The organism is Syntrophales bacterium, from assembly GCA_023228425.1.
In the GTDB taxonomy this organism is placed as follows: domain Bacteria; phylum Desulfobacterota; class Syntrophia; order Syntrophales; family UBA2210; genus MLS-D.
Genome location: JALOBE010000024.1, coordinates 18,039 through 40,215, shown reverse-complemented (window position 1 = coordinate 40,215; position 22,177 = coordinate 18,039). Strand labels below are relative to the sequence as shown.

Annotated in this window: 18 protein-coding genes; 9 read left to right on the top strand and 9 right to left on the bottom strand. The window is 58.7% G+C overall.

What is annotated here, in order from left to right; genetic code table 11:
• Positions 1 to 4,295: DUF4347 domain-containing protein (locus M0Q23_09130; GenBank protein MCK9528783.1), on the bottom strand; the 4,295-nt coding region annotated here is incomplete at its 3' end.
• A 53-nt stretch (positions 4,296 to 4,348) separates the two neighbouring features.
• Positions 4,349 to 5,758, bottom strand: coding sequence for a TolC family outer membrane protein (locus tag M0Q23_09125; GenBank protein ID MCK9528782.1), 1,410 nt, complete (start codon positions 5,756 to 5,758; stop codon positions 4,349 to 4,351).
• Between the two features lie 453 nt (positions 5,759 to 6,211).
• On the opposite strand from M0Q23_09125, the gene M0Q23_09120 reads away from it, so the two are divergent.
• A complete protein-coding gene (locus tag M0Q23_09120; protein MCK9528781.1) occupies positions 6,212 to 7,192 on the top strand; it encodes an alpha/beta fold hydrolase in 981 nt (326 codons plus the stop codon).
• Between the two features lie 14 nt (positions 7,193 to 7,206).
• Here M0Q23_09120 and M0Q23_09115 read toward each other — a convergent pair whose 3' ends face one another.
• The 7 genes from M0Q23_09115 to glmM all read right to left on the bottom strand — a co-directional run bounded on the left by M0Q23_09115 (position 7,207) and on the right by glmM (position 15,015).
• On the bottom strand, positions 7,207 to 7,875 hold the full coding sequence (locus M0Q23_09115) for an acetate--CoA ligase family protein (GenBank protein MCK9528780.1): 669 nt from the start codon (positions 7,873 to 7,875) through the stop codon (positions 7,207 to 7,209).
• Complete coding sequence (locus M0Q23_09110) at positions 7,851 to 9,371, bottom strand: CoA-binding protein (GenBank protein MCK9528779.1); 1,521 nt, start codon at positions 9,369 to 9,371, stop codon at positions 7,851 to 7,853. The genes M0Q23_09115 and M0Q23_09110 overlap by 25 nt, the downstream gene beginning before the upstream one ends.
• Before the next feature lie 105 nt (positions 9,372 to 9,476).
• The gene (locus M0Q23_09105; protein MCK9528778.1) at positions 9,477 to 10,841 is read right to left on the bottom strand and encodes a sigma-54 dependent transcriptional regulator; all 1,365 of its coding nucleotides are present in this window, start codon (positions 10,839 to 10,841) and stop codon (positions 9,477 to 9,479) included.
• 115 nt (positions 10,842 to 10,956) lie between these two features.
• Positions 10,957 to 11,454 (bottom strand): ATP-binding protein, encoded by a 498-nt coding sequence (locus M0Q23_09100; protein MCK9528777.1) that lies wholly within the window; start codon positions 11,452 to 11,454, stop codon positions 10,957 to 10,959.
• A gap of 26 nt (positions 11,455 to 11,480) precedes the next feature.
• Positions 11,481 to 12,482: a hypothetical protein gene (locus M0Q23_09095; protein MCK9528776.1), complete on the bottom strand. Its 1,002-nt coding sequence runs from the start codon at positions 12,480 to 12,482 to the stop codon at positions 11,481 to 11,483.
• A 106-nt stretch (positions 12,483 to 12,588) separates the two neighbouring features.
• On the bottom strand, positions 12,589 to 13,617 hold the full coding sequence (locus M0Q23_09090) for a 6-phosphogluconolactonase (GenBank protein MCK9528775.1): 1,029 nt from the start codon (positions 13,615 to 13,617) through the stop codon (positions 12,589 to 12,591).
• Positions 13,618 to 13,665: 48 nt separating this feature from the next.
• On the bottom strand, positions 13,666 to 15,015 hold the full coding sequence (gene glmM, locus M0Q23_09085) for a phosphoglucosamine mutase (protein ID MCK9528774.1): 1,350 nt from the start codon (positions 15,013 to 15,015) through the stop codon (positions 13,666 to 13,668).
• A 461-nt stretch (positions 15,016 to 15,476) separates the two neighbouring features.
• Between glmM and M0Q23_09080 the strand changes: the two genes are divergently transcribed.
• From M0Q23_09080 to M0Q23_09045, 8 genes are read left to right on the top strand one after another with little or no spacing between them, the layout of a single operon-like run.
• Positions 15,477 to 16,433, top strand: a complete 957-nt coding sequence (locus tag M0Q23_09080; GenBank protein MCK9528773.1) for an ACP S-malonyltransferase — start codon at positions 15,477 to 15,479, stop codon at positions 16,431 to 16,433.
• A gap of 27 nt (positions 16,434 to 16,460) precedes the next feature.
• Positions 16,461 to 17,660, top strand: a complete 1,200-nt coding sequence (locus M0Q23_09075) for an acyl-CoA dehydrogenase family protein (GenBank protein MCK9528772.1) — start codon at positions 16,461 to 16,463, stop codon at positions 17,658 to 17,660.
• 2 nt (positions 17,661 to 17,662) lie between these two features.
• Positions 17,663 to 18,682, top strand: a complete 1,020-nt coding sequence (locus tag M0Q23_09070; GenBank protein MCK9528771.1) for a ketoacyl-ACP synthase III — start codon at positions 17,663 to 17,665, stop codon at positions 18,680 to 18,682.
• On the top strand, positions 18,679 to 19,275 hold the full coding sequence (gene fabA / locus M0Q23_09065) for a bifunctional 3-hydroxydecanoyl-ACP dehydratase/trans-2-decenoyl-ACP isomerase (protein ID MCK9528770.1): 597 nt from the start codon (positions 18,679 to 18,681) through the stop codon (positions 19,273 to 19,275). Before M0Q23_09070 ends, fabA begins: the two co-directional genes overlap by 4 nt.
• Before the next feature lie 35 nt (positions 19,276 to 19,310).
• Positions 19,311 to 20,042 (top strand): 3-oxoacyl-ACP reductase FabG, encoded by a 732-nt coding sequence (locus M0Q23_09060; GenBank protein MCK9528769.1) that lies wholly within the window; start codon positions 19,311 to 19,313, stop codon positions 20,040 to 20,042.
• Entirely contained in the window at positions 20,035 to 20,508 is a 474-nt protein-coding gene (locus tag M0Q23_09055) for a beta-hydroxyacyl-ACP dehydratase (protein ID MCK9528768.1), read from the top strand. Before M0Q23_09060 ends, M0Q23_09055 begins: the two co-directional genes overlap by 8 nt.
• A complete protein-coding gene (locus M0Q23_09050; protein ID MCK9528767.1) occupies positions 20,501 to 21,778 on the top strand; it encodes a beta-ketoacyl-[acyl-carrier-protein] synthase family protein in 1,278 nt (425 codons plus the stop codon). The genes M0Q23_09055 and M0Q23_09050 overlap by 8 nt, the downstream gene beginning before the upstream one ends.
• 57 nt (positions 21,779 to 21,835) lie before the next feature.
• Positions 21,836 to 22,084 (top strand): phosphopantetheine-binding protein, encoded by a 249-nt coding sequence (locus tag M0Q23_09045; protein ID MCK9528766.1) that lies wholly within the window; start codon positions 21,836 to 21,838, stop codon positions 22,082 to 22,084.
• Positions 22,085 to 22,177: the final 93 nt, after the last annotated feature.

Sequence of the window (22,177 nt, the reverse complement as noted above, 5' to 3'; positions counted from 1 at the left end):
GTGGCGTCCGTGTTGCCGCTCGACGATAACGTCAGCGTACCGCCCGATGTCACACGACCGTTCGCAGGAATGTACGCCTGGGACGACGAAGTCGCTATGTTCACCCCGACAGCAGCAGCAACACTCACACCACCATCAGAGGTCTCGGCAGAGGGAGAGGGCGTCGTGCTTGCCCTGGCCGCAAGGCTCTGGGTTCCCGTTCCGTTTCCGGTCAGATCGATGGCCGTCCCCGCCGTGGCGCCCTCTGCCGTTTCAGCAAGTTTCACCGTGTTGTTGCCCACGGTGATCACGTAGTAGGTCGTGCCGTCCGTGAGCCCGCCGATGGCTGTACCGCCACCAGCCCTGTACACCACCGCCTGGCCTGTCTTGAAACCGTGGTCGGCGCCCAGGTCTATCGCATCGGCGGCAAGGTCAACCTTTGTAGCCGCATCAAATTCTTTGGTGCTTTTCTCCTGCGTCTTCTTGTCTGCCAGGTTCTGCTGGGCACTGATCTGGTTGTCGACGCCCCGGCTCGTGTCTTCCGTTACACTCTGGCCATCGGATCCCGCAGTCGTCAGGTCGATGGCCTTCCCTGCCCGGGCATTGTCCGCCGTTGACGCCAGCTTCACCGTGCCCGTTGTCCCGCTCACGATCACATGGTAGGTTTTCCCGTCCTCGAGACCTCCGATGGCGTCTCCTGACCCCTTGGAGTAGGTGACCGCCTGTCCCGTGATGAACTTCTGGCCGACACCGAGGTCTAAGGTATCGTTCGCGGTGTCGACCGCGGTCGCGTCAAACTCCCGCTTGTAGGGTTGGGGTGTCAGGCTCTGGGTTCCCGAGGGAGTCGGGGAGGCTGAGAAGTCGATTGCCGTTCCCGCCGCCGCGGCGGCTTCCGTCGAAGCCAGCTTCACCGTGTCGCTCCCTACGGTGATCACGTAGTAGGTCGTGCCCTTCGCAAGACCGCCGATGGCCGTCCCGTCGCCGCTGTCATAGACCACCGCGTCGCCCGTCTTGAATCCGTGATCGGCCCCCAACTCGATGGTATTGTCCGTCGTGTTGACCTTCGACGCAGCGTCAAACTCCTTTTTGGTCTTCTCCCCCTGGGCCCCGGCGGCGCTTGCCGTGGCTTCGACAGAGGTAGCCGCCGAGGAGTGGGCCTTGAAGGTCACGTCCCCGCCGGCATCGATGTCTCGCTCCGTCGTGGCCAGGGTGCTGTCCGTGACCACGTTCAGGCCCAGGGCTATGCCGACGCCGACACTGGAACCGCCGGCTTTTCCGTCCGCCACCGTCGTCGTGCTTCCCCTGTGCGTCGCGAGGGCACTCACGGCGCCTCCCAGGATCAGGTCGATGCCACTGCCTATAACGGCTTTTGTGTCATTGTTCACCACGCTGGTGGCAACAGCACCGCCGACGCCGACACCGCTCCCGCCCGTGGCCTTGCCCCCGGCCTTCGCCGTGGTTATCACGGTGTTGTCCGAGGTCGCGCTCAACGACAGGTCATGGGCTCCAGTCAGTACAGCGTCATCTTCAAACTCGGCCACCGTGCGCGTGTTCGCTATGTTCAGGGCCACCGAGGCGCCAACACCGACGCTGCCGGCCACAGCTCCTTCATTGGCAGGCTGGGCAATCGCCTTCGATACGGTCGTGTTTTCCGCAGTGAGGGTGACATCGCCGTTGCCGGTAATGGTCGCCTGAGAACCGGACGTGATACTTGCCGTGGAGAGGCTGTCGATGATGTTCATCGCCAGGGATCCCGCCACTCCCACATTGGTTGCTCCCGCCCCGGAGGTCGCCTCCGTGACGAAGGAACTTGCCTCAGGCATCAATGCCTGGATGCTGATCGATTGAGCCGTCAGGTTGTTGCCGTCGATGTAAGCCCGGTTATCCGCGTCGACAACGGTAATCGCCACCGCAGCTCCCACGCCGACGCCGCCCGTTGCGGTGCTGCCGTCGGCCGTCGTGATCACCCCGCCGGAAGAAGAGGCGGATATGCTGACACGATCGGCAGAGGTAATAGAGGCCGGAGTATTGATGAATGCCCGTGTCTGCCTGTCGAGATCGGTAATGGCAACCGCCGCCGCTACACCGACGCTCCCGTCGGACGTTTCCGCGTTGTATTCATCAAGCTTTTCCTGGGATTCCGTCTTTGCTCCGGAATCGGAGGCGCCGCCGGGAGAAGCCTTGGCCGTTGTTGTTACGGTGACGGTACTCGTGGCCGAGATGCCCAGATCACCGACGGAAATCGTCCCGGTGCTGTCGATATAGGCTTCCGTAATACCGCTCACGACGGCAAGGCCCAAAGCGCCTCCGGCGGAGGCGGACGACGCGTCTCCGGCGGCCGTCACGGTTATGGTGTTCGTAGCTGATATGCTGAATGATCCTGACGTTTCTACCGAACTCGTTCCGGAAAGAAAGGCACTGGCCGTGCCGGCAGCGAAGGCCATCGCCACCGCTGCGTCGGCGCCTACGCTGTCAAATCCAGGATCCTCGGCCTCGGCGGTTGCCGTAAGAATCGAGGCTGCCGATATCGTCAAGCTGCCGCTGCTCTCAATCCGGGTATCGACAATGGAAACGAGCGCCTGGGAATCCACATCGACAACCGCCAACGGTGATGATGATGAACCGCTGACCGTCGATGCGGCGGTGATGGTAATGTCACCGCCGATCAGGGTCACCCCGTCGATGGTTATCGACGCTTCGGAGGATGCGTCAAAGGCATTCTGTGAATCTGAAGCCGCAAAGGTGATGGAGCCTGTACCGGTGTTGACGGTGGTGCCCGTCGCAATAGTAATTCCTGTGGCCTCGACGGTTAAATTAATCCCGCAAAGGAGTACACCTTCCGATACCGAAATCGTCACCTCGTCAGCCCCGATCAGTGTGATACCCCCGGTTATGCTTGTGTCAAAACCCAGGATTTCAACCCGATCATCTCCGGTGAGCAGATCTATTTCAAGAATGTCGTCGGTAAAGGTAAAGGGGCTCCAATTCTCCCCGTCAAAGCTGTAGCGCATCCAGCCATCATCGATGTCCCCATCCCCATAATTGTCCAGGTATAGGATATCATCGTCGGCGGTTCCGGAGAGGCTGAAGAGCAGGCGCTGATACTCGCCAAACACCAGTGGCATCGTCTCCACGGTACCTGTGCTGACTTCCAGCAGCCAGTCGCCGGCGTATGCCTCGGCACCGGTGGCGTTGTCGGAGGCCGCCACGTCGGCCCCGGTGAGGGAGGCAAGTTTTTCCACAAAGGCCGCACCGGCGTCACCGGCGCCGACATCGCACCCGTAGAGCAGGATGTCGCCTCCGGGAGTCAGGGCCTGCCCCCAGGCGGCCACGTCGGCAGTGCGTTTCTTGAGTTTGTCGCCGGTGGTGACCGTTGAACCCAGGCGAATCATGCCCATGGCGCCGTGGGAAAGAATGTGCACGGCGTCGAGGTTGTCGTACATGCCCAAAATCGCCGTGACCTGTTCGATGCCGTCGCGGCCGCCCTCAAGAATATAGACATCGAAGACCGGCCCGGCGGATAGGGGGGCGGAAGGGACAGCCTCGGAAGAGGCGACAGACAAGGAATCATCGAACAGGGAAACCGTGCCGGCAGCCGTTTCGGCAGGTGACGATGAGGAGGCGGGAAAAGCATCCTGGGCGGAACAATAGATAACGTTGACGTTCTCACGTGAATCGGCCAGAGACGTGATGAGTATCTCCTGATCCTTCACGGAGGAATCGATGATGACGACCTGGTTCAGGCTGCTGTTCATGACCAGGGCGGCGTCGGCGCCCCGGAGGAGGGGTTCTTCGACGGCACCTTCACCGGCAGGAGCGACGTCCGGTCCGGATTCTTCGGCTCCCGAAAGGTCGACGGAACTCTGTGCCCCGACATCCTCTTCAAGCTCCGTGGTTTCCACACTGACAGCGGGAGCTTCAACGGAATCCTCCGTCCCGGCATCCTCTTCAAGCTCCATGGTTTGCCTGGTGTCGGCGGGAGCTTCAGTGGCTTCCGTGCCGGGTTCAGCTTCGGCGTTTTCGGCCTCTTCAGCGGTCGTATCGTCCGGTTCCGTGCTGTCGGCGGTGCCTGCCGTTGCGTCTTCAAGACCGTCGCCCGCGGGGGTGGTGGTTACGTCGTTGAACCGGTCCACATTCTCAACGACGGGGGCAAGAATGTCCCCGAAACCGTCCCCGTTGTCCGGGAGAATCCCCAGTTCGGCGGAAAGGTATAACCGGGGCTCCAGCGCTTCGAACTGGAAAGGCCGTTCCCTGCGCCTGTCTCCCCCAGGTTTCTTCCGTTCCTTACCCTGGCCTCGCGTACCTTTTTTCAGCATTATCTTTGTGCCTCACGCGCACTGTGATTTCATCGTCCTGTTCAACGTTTCGATTACAGGGAATCCTTGAGCCAGCCGTTGACGGCGGCTATATCGTCTCCACCAAGGGTTCCCACGGTCTGCTTGAGAATCAGGCTGTTGATAATGTAGTCGTACCTGGCCATGGCATAGTTCTGCCGTGCCAGAGAATAATCTCTCTCTCCGTCCAGAACGGCCAAGATCGTGTACAGGCCCGACCGATGTCCTTCCTTCTTGCCCTCCAATGCCAAACGTTGCGCTTCCACGGCTTCGGCAAGGGCCTGTACCCGCTGGATGGAGTTACCCACGCCGAAGAAGGCCGCCCTGACTTCCCGCTGAAGGGAACGGGTAAGCCGCTCTTCGTCCTGGAGTGATGCCTTCATAAGGTGTGTCGCCTCGCGGGTCCGGGAACTGACAATGCCGCCCTGGTAGAGGGGAACGTTCATACGCACCAGGAAGTTGGTCGTTTCAACCTCGCTGCCTCCGCCGAAAAGGGTCCCCTTTGTGTCGCGCCAGTTGTAGTTTGCTTCCAGATTGACATGGGGGTAATGACCGGCACGCTGGCGCTGAATCTCCTTGCGCGCTGCCTCTACGGTTCGTCGCAGGGCCTCCAGGGACGGGTTCTGCTGTATCGCGGCATCGATCCAGGACTCGGCGTCGGCGGGGTCGGCCGGAACCAATGGCAACTCATCCCGCAGCGGGACAAGATTGCCGGCGGGTCGGCCGATGATTTCCTTCAGCGCCTGGTGCGCGTCATCCAGATCGCTTTCAGCGATGAGCCGGGTTGCCTGAACCTCGGCAAGGCGGGCCTTGGCATCGTAGAATTCGGTTCGCGTCGACAGGCCCCGGTTGAACCGTTCACTGATGAGTTCGTGGTGGCTGCTTACGGCGGTCTCTTCCGCTTCCGTTGCCTCCAGCCTGTCCCCGGCGGCAAGAACCCTGAAATACGCCATGGCGACACGGACGGCCAGGTCCTGGCGGGCCGCCTCCAGTTCCAGCTCGGATGACCTGACGATCTCGCGGGCCCGTTGTATGTTCTTGAAGGAGGCGAAATTGAATACTGGCTGGGTAAGTGTCAGGGTGTATTCCGTGGTGGGAAAATCGGATTTGCCGGAGCCGAAGACCTGGTTGTCGGTGCTTATAATGTTCTGTGTCGTCTCCGTGTGGACACCCTCGGCGGCAAGGACCGGAAGAACGGCTCCCCATGCCTGCCGCAGGACCTCTTTCGTGGCATCTCCCTCATGGCGCATACCGGCTAAACGTGGATCGTGCTCCAGGGCAAGCGCGAGGGCTCTCGTGAGGTCCAGGGTGTGGTCGGCCGCATGGAGACAGCACGGTGAGGGGACAAGGCAGAACACCAGGACGGCGAGCATTTTCGCTGTCATGATCAGGGCGGCGGACGCCCGCGTCGCAAACGATTTGATAAGGACGGCAATGTGTTGCATGGGGTTCCCTCCCGAAAGGGACCTGTCCGGCAGGGGAGACGAGTGTGTTCTTCGTATCTCTCCTGTACGTGGTGAGAATGCTGATTGAACGGGAGCGGTCGCTTCAAGGCCGGCGCTAGCCACGGTGTGCCTCTGTTTCTGTTGCTCTTCTCGATTTCCGGCTCGTCCGCACTTCCGGAACGGGGCGGAGGCAATGCAACTACTTGTTACCACAGAACAGCTCCGTGGCGATAGACATGACGCAGAAGGTGTGGATGCCGTCATGCCGATAATGCAGAGAGAGGCTTTGCATCGATAGATTTACTGTAGAAGAGTAGACGAACCATTCGGATATGTCAAAACAAAATTACAGGAGGTAATGCCCGGCGGTGTTGAAAAAATTCATTCTTTAGTGTAGGGTGTGATCTTGCCGAGCCGACAAAGGATGATCCTGTACGACAAGGTTTCTCGAAAATGAACGATAACGCATTCTTCCCACCCTTCAGCCCCCCGCTGTGGTCACGCAACCCCCATCTTCAGAGCATCTTTGCAAGCCTTCGGTTCAGGGCACCGGGAAAAAACGAAATGGCCGCCCGCGCCCGGGAGATTATTCTTGACGGCGGCAATGGAGTGCGGCTTCTCGGCTATTATTCGGCCCAGGCGGACAAGAAACCGAAGGCCCTCGTGCTGATCATTCACGGCTGGGAAGGCAGCTCTGATTCCACCTACGTTCTTTCCACCGGGCGCTCCCTGTACCGCCGAGGATGCGATGTCATTCGCCTGAATCTGCGGGACCACGGTCCCAGCCATCATCTGAACGAAGGGTTTTTCCACGGGGCACTGATCGAAGAAACGGCAACGGCCGTGCAAAACGCCGCCGGTCTCGCGCCGTATCTGCCCTTCTTCGTGGTCGGTTTTTCGCTGGGAGGAAACTTCGGCATGAGAATCGCCCTGCGAAGGAATGGTGCACCTTTCGGCAATCTTCGTCACGTGATCTGCATATCTCCGGTAATAGACCCCTACAGTTCGACCCTGGCCATGGACCGTCTGCCCCTCTACCGTTACTATTTTCTCAAAAAGTGGAAGCGGTCACTGCGCCGGAAACAGCAATGCTTCCCCGGGTTGTACCGCTTCGATGACTTGCTGGGAATCGACAACACACTGGACTTGACGAACCACATCATAGCCCGGTATTCCGATTTCGACGGGCACCGCGATTACTTCAGCCGCTACACGCTCCGGGGGGACGGCCTGGAAGACCTGGCCGTACCCGTTACCGTCGTGACATCCCGGGACGACCCGGTAATACCCGTGGAGGATTTTTCATCACTCGAGGGGAATCCATACCTGCGGATTTCAATCCAGCGCTGGGGCGGTCATTGCGGATTTCTCGACCCATTCCCCCTGGTGAGCTGGTACGAAGAGGGCATCATCAACAGGATCGTGGACTCCTGACCGGCGGGACTCTCTCAGCCGAGTACCACCAAGGCATCGACGGCCACGGGCTGCCCGCCCAGGATTTTGAGGGGATTGATGTCGATTTCCTTCACGGCATCGTACTCGAGCCCGATCGTTCCCACAGCCACAAGGATGTCGGCCAGCTTTTCCCGATCCACGGCAGGCTTCCCGCGAAAAGCCTCCAATATCTTCTTCGCCCTGATGTCACCCATCATGTCATGAGCGTCCCACCGGGAAAGAGGGGCAACCCGGAAGGTAACGTCCTCAAGGATTTCCGTGAAGATGCCTCCCAGGCCGAACATGACACAGGGGCCGAACTGCGGGTCCCGGGTAAGCCCCACGACCAACTCACGATCACCCTTCACCATCTGCTGCACCAGCACTTCCCTGACGGCGACTTCCGGATTTCCCGTAAGGCGGCTGAAGGCGTCCAGGACTTCTTTTTCGGTTCTCAGGTCGAGGGCTATGAGATTCAGTTCCGTCTTGTGCGCGAATTCGGAGCCTGAGGCCTTGAGGACCACGGGGTAGCCGATCTCCCCGGCTATCTTCGCCGCTTCATCCGCTGTGGCGGCAACGCGCTCCTTTGTAACCGGAATACCGTGCCGCGCCAGAAAAAGCTTCGAATCATGTTCCGACAGCGTTTTCTCGCCTCGTTTCAGTGCGTCTTCAAGGATTTCCATCGGTGCTTTCTCTCCTTTGCATCGTACTCAAGGGGTTCAATCGGCGAATCGAGAAACCGCCGATAATCAACCATGTGTTTCAGGGCCGTCACGGCCCGCTCCGGCGTGGGGTATGACACCACGCGGTGATTTTTCAGATCATCCAGGAAGCCGTCGTAATCACCCAGGGTCACAACGATGACAGGCTTCCCCGTTTTCTCGACCATTTCCCGCGTATGATCAAGAACCACGTCATGCTGGGAAGTATACTCCTTTGCCACTTCCCGGGCCAGAGTGATTGTCTCCTTGAGTTCCTTCGTTCCCTCCACGTGGGCGTCAAAATCAAAGATGCCCTGAATGGAACCTCCCATGGCAATGACGGAATCGACGCCATCCCATTCTGCCAGCGCTTCAATACATTCCATGAAAGGCTCGAGCAGCATGTTCGCCGCCATGTCCACGGGATTGCCGTGACTCCAGTAGGAAGGCAGTATCCTGTTTAACCGCCTGACGATACGGTCCGGAAGGGGAGGAACCTCCAATCCCCTCTCTTCACAGGCATCGGCGGTAATGACGCCCCAGCCGCCACCTCGGGTGAGAATGCCGACACGGTTCCCCCGGGGAACGGGATAGGCTGAAAAGGCCTTCGCCGCGTCTATAAGTCCCTGGCTGTCCTCTATTCCTATGACACCGGCCTGGCGGAAAGCCGCTCGGAGAACCCGGGAAGAAACGGCCATGGCCCCGCTGTGGGACGACGCCGCCCGATTGCCCGTGCTCGTCCGTCCTCCCTTGAAAATGAGGACGGGTTTCCTGCGGGAGACCCGGCGGGCCACATCGAGAAGCCCGGAATCTCCGTCGATCCCTTCCATATAGGCAAGCACCACCCTGGTGGCCTTATCACCACCGAAATAGTCGAGGTAGTCTTCGCAGGTGAGATCGGCTTCATTTCCGCTGCTGACGAACTTTTCAAATCCCAGGCCCTTCCTGTTCCCCCAGTAGAGCATCTGGACGCCGACGTTCCCGCTCTGGGAAACCATTGACAGGGGACCATCCAGGGGTGCCACGGGGGGCATGAGGGCATTGAGGCGGGGCGATGAACTGTAGAGGCCCATGGTGTTGGGACCCACGATACGCATACCGTATTTCCGGGCCCTGGCAACCACGTCCCGTTCCAGCGCCGCCCCTTCAGGCCCCGTTTCGCTGAAATCGGAGCTGATGACAACCACATTGGCAACGCCTTTTCTGCCGCATTCGTCCACCAGGTCGGGCACCGTTCTCGCCGGCGTTGTAATGACGGCCAGGTCAACGGGAACGGAAATGGCGGAAACGGAGGGAAGGCATGGGATGCCCAGGAGGGATTCACATCCCGGATTCACGGGATACAGCGTGCCGCGGAACTGCCCCTTGAGGATGTTCAGGGGGACGATGAAACCCCACTTCGCGGGGTTTCCGGAAGCTCCGATAAAAGCAATGGTTTGAGGATTGAAAAGCCTGTCGAGCCTGCTCTTTGTTTCCACTGGTATCTCCGATTATATCCGACGCCCTTCCCCTGCATGGCCGTCCTGCTTCCTACCCGAATAGGACGGCCGGCGCAACCGCTTTCTTTTCCTCGTGCGACCATGTTATTTCCTCAGGTCGTACTTGATCATTTTCAACTGAAGCGCCTTCCTGCTCAACCCGAGACGTCGTGACGCCTTCGTCACGTTCCCCCCGCAGGAATTCAGCACATTTTCGATCATCTCCCGTTCCATGGATTCGGTCTTTTCCCGGATAATATCCTTGAACATCCCCTGATCGCCCCGGAGATCGGTCCCTCCGCCGTTTTCCGGGAGAAACATCTCGTCCGGAAGATCCGCCGACCGGATCCGGTTTCCCCGGGCAAGCAGGACCATCCTTTCGAGGAGATTTTCCATTTGCCGGATATTGCCGGGCCAGTGGTACTTCATAAAACAATCGATCACGTCCTGATCGACGGACCCGATGTCGCGGTTGAGTTTCCGATTGAACTTATCCAGAAAATGGGAAACCAGGGGAACTATATCGTCTCTGCGTTCCCTCAGGGAAGGAAGCTCTATGGGAACGATATTGATCCGGTAATAGAGATCCTCACGAAAGAGGCCTTCGGCCACATCCTTTCGCAGGTCACGGTTGGTGGCCGCCACGATTCTCGCGTCGACTTTTATCGTTTGGAGCCCCCCCACCCGCTCGAATTCCTGATCCTGAATGACCCGGAGTAGTTTTGCCTGCATGTCCCGGGGAAGCTCCCCGATTTCGTCCAAGAACAGTGTTCCGCCGTGGGCCTGCTCGAATCGCCCGATCTTCCTGTGATGGGCCCCGGTAAAGGATCCCTTCTCATACCCGAACAGTTCACTTTCCAGAAGATTTTCGGGAATGGCGGCACAGTTGATTTTGATAAAGGGGTTGTCCTTCCGGGGGCTGCCCCGGTGAACGGCCCGGGCGATCAACTCTTTTCCCGTCCCTGTTTCTCCCTGTATCAGCACCGTCGTCGGCGTCGCCGCCACGGTTTTCACCATGTCATAGATCCTGCGCATGGGAGCGCTGGTCCCGATAATTTCATGGCGCCCCGCCTCCTCGGCGGACACCACGAGTTCCCGGTCGGTCAGGTTTCTGGTGCTGACCGCCTTGCTGATGACCCGTTTGAGGTCCTCCTGGTCGAAAGGCTTGGTAATATAGTCAAAGGCGCCTCTCTTGACGGCCTCGACGGCGTTGGCGATGGTGCCGTGAGCCGTTATCATGATGACCGGCACCTCGGGATATTCATCGGCAATCCAGTCAAGCAGTCCGAACCCGTCGAGACAGGGCATCTTGAGATCGGAAACAACAACGGAAATATCGCTGTTTTTTATGATTTTTTGTGCTTCCACTCCGTCGGCCGCGGCGAGGACATCGTATCCTTCACGTTTGAGCATGGCCGACAGAACCAGGCGCATGTTTTTCTCGTCATCGACAATCAATATGCTGTTCATAGGTATCCGGACATGATTCGCCGGCACGGGCCGGGGAATGGTGTATGAAGAGGAACCTAGTCCGGTTCCGCCGCTGCTGTCAAGCGGTTTACGTGGAAGGGCCATGGTGTCAGGTTCAATCGACAGGAAGAACAATATTAAATTCAGTACCTTTTCCCGTCTGTGAAGAGACACCGATGTAGCCTGCGTGTTCACTTATGATCTTCCGACAGATGGCGAGCCCGAGACCGGTCCCGCCCTTTTTTGTCGTATAAAAGGGTTTGAACAGATCCTTCATGTCATTCCTGGAAATTCCCGGTCCGGTGTCGGCGACGGTGAGCTCTACCGTCCGCCCCTCCCCACCTTCGTGGGCTGCCGATGTTATGGTCAGTGTCCCGCCGTCGGGCATTGCCTCCAGGGCATTGAGTACGATATTGAAGATAACCTGCATGAACAGTTCCTCATCGAGCGGCACCGGCGGCAGATCGGGGGCAAGATCGGTCGTTATGACAATGCTCTCGGGAAAATCGTCCCGCCGTATCAGGTCCAGCGTCCGCTCAACCAGGGCGTTCATGTCCCGGGGTTTTGCGTCGACCACATAGGGATTCGCATAGCCCAGGAACCGCGAGACCACATTGCCGAGGCGATCTGCTTCTTCGGTTATGACACCCAGTAACTGTTGTGCCTCGTCCGGATCGGCACCCGTCTTGAGATACTGGGCGGCACCCTTGATTGATCCCAGAGGATTCCGTATTCATGGGCAAGTCCCCGCGACATCTCTTCCAGAAAAAGTGATTTTTCTTTTTCCACCTCGTCTTCGAGAGCGAAGAGAGACGTAAAGGCGATCCGTCCCTCAAAGAAAAAATAGCTTACGGCCCGTTTGAGGAGCAGTTTCACGGGATCAATGAATATGACGACAATAAAGGACGCCATGAACACCAGGTTGAAGGCGGGCAGGGGTTCCGACGTGCCGAAAATGAAGCCGATCGTGTAAAACAGCGCGACCACAAAGAAAATAAGCATGAAGATGATGACGGCCCGTGCCATGATTTCATGCAGTTCCGGAAGCCGGGGATAGACGATTATGATCAGGATAAAATACACCAGGGCAGCGCCCGCGATTTCCGATAGGGACGGCATCTGGAATCCGGCAAGCCGCAGGATGTCGCTGAGGCTCAGAAGGCCCCAGACGACCACGGCGATGACCACGTAGCCGAGACGTTTTCTTCGAACTCCTTCGGCTCTGAGAGTTGCCTGGATGAGGGCCGCAAAACACAATGCCAGCACCAGGATGGTGTAGCCGTAAAGTCCTGTGGACACGGGGATGACGTAGTGTTCCTGAAACAGCAAATAGGCAATGCCCGCGCCGCACGCCCCGACAAGAACGTACCAGGACATGTTCCGCACGAACAGGACATCCCGATGTCCGATGAAACGGCTGAAAAAGAAGACACAGAGGGGGGCGAGGGTGGCCACACCCAAGGCATGGAGGATCCTCCAGAACCCACCTCCCGTGATACTGAAGAGGAAAAAGCTTCCCCGTTCACAGGCCAGAACGAGACAGATAAATCCATAGGCACGATGAAGCGGTTCAGCCTTCTTTTTCAAAAGCAGCGATGTGGCGATGGTCAGACTGATCGCGGCGAGGGCAAAAGTCTCCATAAGGGTTCCCCGGCGCGGCCCCGAGAGCGGCCCGCGCCTTTCGAACGCCGGTGGGGCGCGTTTAAAACAGTGGCACGGAAGATGCCCGCCGCCGGTACAGGCTGTGTCACACCAGGGTCCCGGTGCCGGGGTCCCGGGAAAACCGCAGATCGCTCAACAACCGGGACGGTCCCCTGTCGCTGATGTCCTCCAGTTCGATTCCCCGCTTCTGAAGGATCTCTCCCCGCCCGTTCAGATGGCGGGCCGACTCCCTGTCAAGGACATAGATCATGCGTCCTCCCGAACGGTGGTACTGCCGGCTGTATGAAACCGGGATGTCGCAGGTGACGTCCCCCAGAAGCGATTCCGCCACGGGTCCGGCCTTCCGTGGCCCGTTTGCCAGGAGGAGCACGGTCTTTGCCCGGTAGACCAGCTCGGCACCCATGGATATGGCATAACGGGGGCCCGCCGCCGGGGTGCTGAAGTGACCGTCGGAAACGGCATCGACGATGGTGTTCTCGTCAAGTTTTACCAGGATCATCCGGTTCCCTTCGAAGGGGATGCCCACTTCATGAAAGGCGATGTGCCCCCGGCTTCCTATTCCGATCACGTGAAGGTCAATGCCGCCGGCTTCTTCAATTTTCCGCTCGTAGGCGTCGAGAATGTCCCGTCTGATCCAGCGGAGGTAGTCCGACGCGGCATCCGTTCGTATGACGATCGCCTTCCCCCTGTCCGTTCCCCTCTCTTCCCAGTCGGCGGGATTCCCGGCCAGTTCATGCTCCATGAGATTCCGGTCTATAAGGGCACCCCAGGGAATGGACGCTTCGCCGATCCTGGACGCCATGAGGCCGAAAAGTTCCCGGATCATGAAATAACTGTAGCTTTCGCAGTGCAGGGTCCGCTGCTGCGCGTTTTCACCGGGAAGGCCCACGTATTCATCGAGGTTGAAGCTCCTGATCCGTGATCCTTCAAACACCCCGCCGTTGGCCGCCTTGGCAAGATGCTTGTACAGGCCGGTGGGCGTGTTTCCCGTGGCAAGGCCAAGGTTGTAATGAGACCTGCGGGACAGTCCGGCGGTGATATCTTCGACAACCAGGCGGGCGGCAACTTCGCTCATGTGGTCAAAATCGCGGGTTACAATGACCTTGAATGACATGGAATTTCCTCACAACCCGGGAATCCGGTACCGTCAGGATTTGATCCTTTAACCGAGGCAGGTTCGCACCACGTCGGCTATGGCGGTGCAGCAGGACAGCGTTTCGTCATCGGAGGGGCCCTCGACCATGACGCGGCACATTGGCTGGGTTCCGGAGTAGCGCACCAGGACCCTGCCGGAGTCACCGAGCCTCATTTCCACTTCGTCGATTATCCTTACAATCTCCGGAATCGTGTCGATATCAGGCTTCGACCGGACATCGACATTGATGATTTCCTGGGGAAAGACCTTCATCAGGCCCTTCAGTTCCGACAGCGGCCTGTCGCTGCGCTTCATGACCGCCATCAGCTGGAGCGCCGTAAGAATTCCATCTCCCGACGTATGGTGGTCCAAAAATATGATGTGCCCCGAATCTTCACCGCCGATAACCGCGTCCCTGACCTTCATTTCTTCAAGGACATAGCGGTCTCCAACCTTTGTCATCGCGTAGTCGATGCCGAGTTTCTTCATGCACTGGCCGAAACCGGCGTTGCTCATAACGGTGGTCACCACGAGATTGTTCTTCAGCAGGCCCCTCTTTTTCAAGTCCAAGGCACAGATTGCCATGATCTGGTCCCCCGTCAGGACTCCGCCGCGCTCGTCGACCGCGATGAGACGGTCACCGTCTCCGTCAAAGGCAAATCCCACATCGGCGCCGGATTTCACCACTTTTTCAGCAAGGGCCTCCGTGTGCTGGGAACCGCAGTCGGCGTTGATGTTCCGGCCGTCGGGTTTGTCGAAGATGGAGATTACCTCAGCGCCCAGTTCAAAAAACGTGTCCGGTCCGACCCGATAGGTTGCCCCGTTCGCGCAGTCGAGAACCACTTTGACGCCTTCCAGCGTACATTCCTTCGGGAAGGTGCTCTTGAGAAAAACGATATAGCGGTCCCGGGCGCCGTCAATCCGGTATACCTTGCCCAGCTTGTCCGGCGACGGATGGAGCTTGCCCATGCTGTTCGCAAAAATCAGTTCTTCGATCTCCCGCTCCTTTTCATCGGGAAGCTTGTAGCCTTCAGCAGAAAAAATTTTGATTCCATTATCCTGAAACGGATTATGGGAAGCGGAGATGACGATGCCCGCGTCAACGCGCATGCTGATGGTCAGAAAGGCAATGCCCGGCGTCGGCATGGGCCCCACCTGTATGGCGTCAACCCCCATGGAACAGATTCCTGAAACGAGGGCGCTCTCTATCATGTACCCCGAAATCCGGGTATCTTTGCCGACGATTATTCTCGGCTGGTGTCCCTTTTTTTTGAAAACGTGGGCCGTTGCCTTGCCGATTTCCATGGCCATGTTCGCCGTCATGGGATACTCGTTGGCAACACCCCGTATCCCGTCGGTTCCGAAGAGCTTTCCCATTCACGGTTCTCCTTGAAAGCACCGCCTGTGAATAATGACGGCATCGTAAAAAGCTCCCTGGGGCACAGCGCGCACATCCGGAGGAATGAGGCGTACTGTGAGGCACGCCGCAGTGACGAAGACCGGAGCACAATCAAGCCTCCGGTACATGTATTACGAAGCCGTCAACCGTAACGAAGGCTTTTTATATTATTCAAGACGCTTTATCAATACTTTTGTTGGCCGCTTCGACCGTTCCGCCGGGTTTCCCTCTCGGGAAGACCGCTGCGTACCTGTCTTCCCGCTGTGTAACGGCGTACGCACCCGGAACGCACCCGCCTTCGGCGACACAACAGGGAATGGTATCGGCAACGGCTCGTATTTACGGCTTCTTCACGAAAAGTCCGTAACGCCTGCCATCCTGGCACGAATGGTGCGTGGTTATCTATGGAGAACACAACGGGAGGAAAGAGAGGCGCGCCATGAACGACAGACCACGGGCAATCGTCTTCCCGGGCCAGGGCTGCCAGAGGCCGGGCATGGGAAAGGATTTCTATGACGAAAGCGCCGTCGCCAGAGACGTCTACCGGGAAGCGTCGGAGGCACTGGGCTACGATGTGGCGGCTCTATGCTTCGGGGAAGATCACCGGCTGAACCTGTCCGAATACTCACAGCCATGCATTCTGACGACGGAAATCGCCATGCACAGGGTTGTCGTGGAGCGATGGGACCCTCATACGGTCTGCTTTGGCGGCCACAGCCTGGGCGAATACACGGCCCTCGTCGCCGCGGGCGTCATCCCCTTCGCCGACGCCCTCCGGCTGGTGCAGGCCCGCGGAAAACTCATGCAGCAGGCGGCTCCCCCGGGTATGGGCGGAATGGCGGCCCTTATAGCCGAAGATCTCTCCCCGGAAGAGCTGGAACCCATGCTGAACGGTCTTCCCGTGGATATCGCCAACATAAATTCAACGATGCAGGTGGTCATCAGCGGTGAAACCAGGGGTCTCGACGAAGCTGAAAGCCGCATCGACAGGGCCTGGCGTTTCCGGCCTTATTTCCGCTATGTCCAGCTTTTCGTGAGTGCCCCCTTTCACAGCCGCTTCATGAATGCTATCAAGAGACCCTTTCGCGAGGTGCTGGAAGGAATCAGGAATACTCTCGACCCCTCGGCGGCGAACCGTGTTACCTGCAATTACACCGGAACATTCCACGACCCCGATCACGATAGCATCATTGAACGGCTCGTGGCACAGCTTTCCGGCGCCGTCCGGTGGACCGACAACATGGCCGCCATAGCCTCCCGGGCGGGAGATATCCTGGAAATCGGTCCCGGCAGGCCGTTGAGAGAATTTTTCAAGACCGTCAATATCGCCTGCAGATCCATCACCACCGTGAACGCCGCCGAGCGGGTCTTCGCCGGAGCCGACGAACCATCCTGACAGTACACCAGCAAAGGAAAGCCCCCTATGGATTTTAACCTCTCCGACGACCAGCGCCGCTATGTTGAAACGGTGCAAAAGTTTGTAAAGCAGGACGTGCTGCCCCGGATCATGGAATTGGACAGGGGAAGGGATTTCCCCGTCGACCTGGTTCGAAAGGCCTGGGAGCTGGGGTTTCTCAACCTCTCCATGCCGGCGGCCATCCGAGGGTATGACCTGGATCTTCTGTCCACGGCCCTCATCATCAGGGAACTCTCCTACGGTGACACGGGCCTGTCCACCTCGGCCATGTGCAACGATCTTGCCAATGTGGTTATCGCCATGCACGGGACAGAGGAACAACAAGAGTCCTTCCTCCGTCCCTTTGCCGAAGGACCGGCCCTGGCGTCCTTCTGTCTCACCGAACCGGGAGCGGGTTCGGACAACAGCGCCATGACAACATTCATACGGAAGGGGAACGACGGACGGTATGTGCTGAACGGTGAAAAATGCTTCATCACCAACGCGTCGGTGGCAACGCAGTTCACGGTATTCTGCAAGGTGGGAAAGCCCGACGGCATGATAATCGCCTGCCTGGTGATTCCCCACGACGCGGTGACGGGGGGCGAGATGACAGCCCTGCCCCGAGGAGGCCGGACGATACGGATGCCCGAAGGAGGGACCATAACTACCGGAAAACCGGAAGAAAAACTGGGTCAGCACCTGTCCAACACGGCAACTGTTACCTTTGAAGACCTGGTGATCCCTGAGAACTGGATCATAGGAAACCGGAGGCTCGGATTTCATTACGCCGTGGATGTACTTGACTTTGCCCGTCCCATGGTGGCCGCCATCGGACTGGGTCTCGCCAGAAGGGCCTTTGACGTGACACTGGCCTATACACGGAACCGGTTTCAGTTCGGCCGGAGGATCTGCGATCTTCCCGTGGCCCGGAACACCCTGGTTACCATGTGGAAAAAAATCGAGCTCGCCGAGGCCGTTCTCATGAAAGCCGCCTGGAAAGTCCGGGAGTCCGCGCCGGACCGGGGAATTTTTTCCTCCCTGGCCAAGAACACGGCCGCCGAGGCGGCAATTTTCTGCAGTTCCGAGGGGCTTCACCTTCACGGCGGTTACGGATTCATGGCGGAATACGAAATATCGAAGCTCGTCCGGGATGCACACATCATCGATATCTACGAGGGAACCCGGGAAGTGCAGGACATGATCATCGGACGGGAGATTGTCTGATCATGGTCTATATTCACGGCATCGGTCATTTTCATCCGGAGAACGTCATCACCAACCAGTTTCTCGCTGATCTCGATATAGGGTGCAGCGAGGAATGGATCATGGAACGGTTGGGTATCAGGGAACGGCGAACCATTCTCGATCTCGACTACATTCGAACCACGAAAAACAGGGATCTGAGACAGTGCGGGGAAGCCAGTGTCCATAGCCACGGCGAACTCGGCGCCCTGGCGGCGGACATGGCCATCGAACGGGCAGGCATCGGCGTCGAGGACATCGGGTTCGTGGTGTGCGGGTCCTCCGCCCCGGGGCACCTGTCCCCGGCTGAAGCGTCCTGTGTCGCTGCGGAACTGGGCCTCTCCGTTCCCTGCCTGGACTTGAATTCCTCCTGCAGCAGCTTCGGAGCCCAGATGTTCATGCTCAGCTCCATGAATCGTGACGCCCTCCCCCCCTTTGTTCTGGTGGTGAATCCCGAGACGATAACCCAGATGCTTGATTATTCCGATCGCCGGTCGGTTCCCATATTCGGTGACTGCGGTACCGCAGCCGTCGTCTCCCTTACTGAACCCTCGCGGCTCAGGATCGAAAACTGCCGGATGAACTCGAACCCGCACGGATGGGACAAGGTTGTCATCCCCCGAATGAGCCACTTTTCCCAGGACGGCAACGCCGTGCAGGGATTTGCCATACGTAAGGCGACGGAAGGGCTGCGACGCCTCCAGGCTGAATATGCCGACGTTCCCCTGGACCGCTTCAAATTTATCGGACACCAGGCAAACCTGGGCATGCTCAAAACAGTCATCGAGCGGGCCGGCGTGGACGAGTCGAATCACTGGTTCAACGTGATTGATTACGGAAACGCGGGATGCGCCTCGGCCCCGTCTGTGTTGAGCCAGAACTGGGACCGGCTGGAACCGGGAGATCACATCGCGGTGGTTCTCGTCGGCTCCGGCCTTACCTGGGCTTCCATGATGGTAACGTGCGACGCAGACCACGATCAGCGGGGCCTGGATACGCTATGACCTATAGTGAATTTAAAAATAAAGAGAGTTTCTCGCTGGAAGACCTGGTCGCCTTTTCATACGGCCGCCTCGTGGACGATCCACCGGAGCACTTCGACGCCCGCCTGCCCGCTCCTCCATTCCTGATGATGGACCGGGTCACGGCCCTCACCACCCGTGGAAAGCGGGGATCGGTCATCGCCGAGCAGGATCTGCGGATGGACGACTGGTACTTTCAGTGCCACATGCCCGGTGATCCCGTTATGCCCGGATGTCTGTATCTGGACGGGATCTGGCAGCTTCTCGGCCTGTACTGCATATGGCGCGGAGGACTGGGATCAGGGCGGGCTCTGGGCTGCGACGAGGTTTCCTTCAGCGGCCAGGTCCGGCCCTTTAACCGGATGCTTCGCTATGTCATCGATGTTCGCCGTTTTTCCAACCTGGCAGATTCAGGAACGAGCATCGTCATTGCCGACGGGAGTGTTGAAGTCGACGGCGAAACTATAATGACCGTCCTCGGAGCGCGCACGGGACTCTTCAGGAACATCGCCTACCGTGACTACCCCCGGCGCTCCAGGCACTCGCGGGGCGGAACCATGCAGGCCCGCTCATGAACCGTCCCCCGCCGGACACGACAGGAGGAAAACCCATGGGAGCACAAGAAAAACCCGTTGCCATCGTCACCGGCGGAGGAGGAAGCATCGGTGCCGCCTGTTGCCGGGCCCTCGCGGCGCGGGGGTTCCGGGTGGGCATCCACTACCGGTCCAGCGAGGAGGCGGCACGGCGGGTTCTCAAGGACATTCAGGACGGCTTCCTTCTCCGGGCGGAACTGTCCGATCCGGACCAGGTTGATGCCATGGTCAAGACTATCAAGGCGGAAGCGGGCGACGTGAGTGTCCTGGTGAACAACGCGGGATTCTCCCTGAACCGGGATATACATTCCATGAAGCTCGACGAGTTCGACCGGCAGCGAAGCGTGACCCGGGGAACCTGGTATCTCACGAAGCGTATTCTCCGCCTTTTCATGCTCAGGAAGGGAAGCGGACGCATCATCACTGTTTCCAGCGTTGTCGGCCATACGGGAAACGCGGGCCAGATCCCCTACACGATGGAAAAGGCGGCCCTGGACGCCTTCACCAAATCTCTGGCGAAGGAACTCCGGGGACGCGACATCCTGGTCAACTCCGTAGCTCCCGGCTTCATCGCCACGGCGATGACCGAGGAACTCCCGCCGGACGTGCGGTCGTCCATTCTTGCCGATGTTCCCCTGGGCAGAATGGGGACCGCCGATGAGGTGGCCGATGTGGTTGCCTTTCTGGCCCTGCGGGGAACCTACATCACGGGATCGGTCATTCACGTAAACGGGGGACTCTATGGCTGACAGGATCATCCGTCCGGAGGAGGTTCTCGAGCTGGTGCCTCAGCAAGCGCCCTTCCGTTTTATCGACCGGATTGAACGGATAGACGATGACCACATTACAGGAACCTACCGGTTCCGTGAGGACGAGTATTTTTACCGGGGTCATTTCCCCGGGCGCCCCGTTACCCCGGGGGTCATTCTCCTCGAAACCATGGCACAGACCGGCGTGGTCGCCCTCGGCATCTATCTGCATCTCCGACGGGGCCGTTCGTCCAATGACATACGGCGCATGGGAACGCTTTTTTCCACAGCCGACACGATTGAGTTCAACTCCATGGTCCTCCCGGGCGACAGGGTGATTGTTCGGGGAACAAAAGTCTACCTTCGTCGGGAAATCCTGAAAACGCACATCACAATGGAAAAAGAAAACGGCCGGCTCGTGTGTTCAGGAACACTGGCCGGAATGGGAGTACTCTTCGATGACTAAAAAACGAGTCGTCGTCACGGGAATCGGCGTAGTAGCGCCCAATGCCGCAGGAGTGGAGGAGTTTCGGGCCGCCCTTCTGGAAGGACGCTCCGGTATCCGGTACATACCGAAGCTGGCGGAACTGAACTTCGGCTGCAGGATAGGCGGCATACCGCAGAACTTTACCAAGATACGGGCGGCATACTTTGAGAAGGAAAAGCTCCTGTCCATCAATGACAATATCGGCTACTCCTCCGTGGCCGCCGTCGACGCCTGGAGGGACGCCGGGTTCGGCCTTCCCGACGACAACGGCAGGGTGGACTGGGATACAGGCGCCATCTTGGGCTGCGGCATCGGCGGTATGGACACCATCGCGGAGCAGGTGGTCCCCATGGTGAATCAGGGCAAGGTCCGCCGAATGGGAAGCCGCATCGTCGAACAGGTGATGAACAGCGGCACCAGCGCCCGCGTCGGTGGTCTCCTCGCCCTGGGCAACAAGGTTACTTCGAACTCGTCGGCATGCAGCACATCATCGGAAGCGGTCGTGGAAGGCCTGCTCAGGATTCGGTCCGGGGCGGCGAAACGGATGCTTGTCGGAGGCTCCGAGGGCGCTTCACCCTATATCTGGGCCGGTTTCGACGCCATGCGCGTCATCGCCCGGAAATTTAATGACCACCCCGAAGAGGGGTCCCGGCCTATGAGCGCCTCCGCCAACGGCTTCGTTCCCGGCGCCGGTGCAGGCGTCCTTGTCCTGGAAGACCTGGAAACAGCTCTCGCACGGGGGGCGCGGATTTACTGTGAAGTGATCGGTGGAACCGTCAACTGCGGCGGCCAGAGAAACGGCGGCAGCATGACGGCACCCAACCCTGAAGGCGTCATCCGCTGCGTGCGGCAGGCCATCGCCGACGCCGGAATCGATGCCGGTGAAATAGACGCCATCAACGGCCATCTGACGGCTACCTTCGCCGATCCTTCAGAACTCAGAAACTGGTCCGAGGCCCTCAATCGGGGACCGGAACGGTTCCCCTTCGTCAACGCCACAAAATCTATGGTGGGCCACTGCCTGGGCGCCGCCGGGGGCATTGAATGCGCCGCCGTCGCCCTTCAACTGGATGGCGGATTTCTTCATCCGTCCCTGAACTGTGAGGATGTTCACCCGGAACTGGAGCCCTACACCCACAGGATCGTCCGGAAAACCATGAACTTCCCCGATCTGAAAATTATCGCCAAGTCCAGCTTCGGCTTCGGCGATGTAAACAGTTGCATCCTGTTCAAAGCCTGGAGTCACTGAACCCGGCCGAGACGCAGCAGGATGCCGGAATCAAATCACCGCACGGAGGAACTGCACATGGATCACGCACGGATATTCAGCGAAATGGTAGCAATTCTCAGACCCTATGTAAAAAACGAGGCGGCTCTCGAGAGTGTGACTGAAGAAACCCACATTCTCGATGATCTGAAAGTCAACTCGGCCCGGCTCGTGGATATCATCATCAAGTGCGAAGACACCTTCGGCATAGAAATCGATGACGACGACGCCGACACCATACGGACCATCGGGGACGCCATCAAGGTGATCACCTCGAGACTCCCCTGATCCGGTGAGACCTTTATTAAAAAACTATCGATTGTGTCATTTCGACCTCTCACCTGTCACTTCGAACGTTCCCCTGTCACTTCGAACGCATGT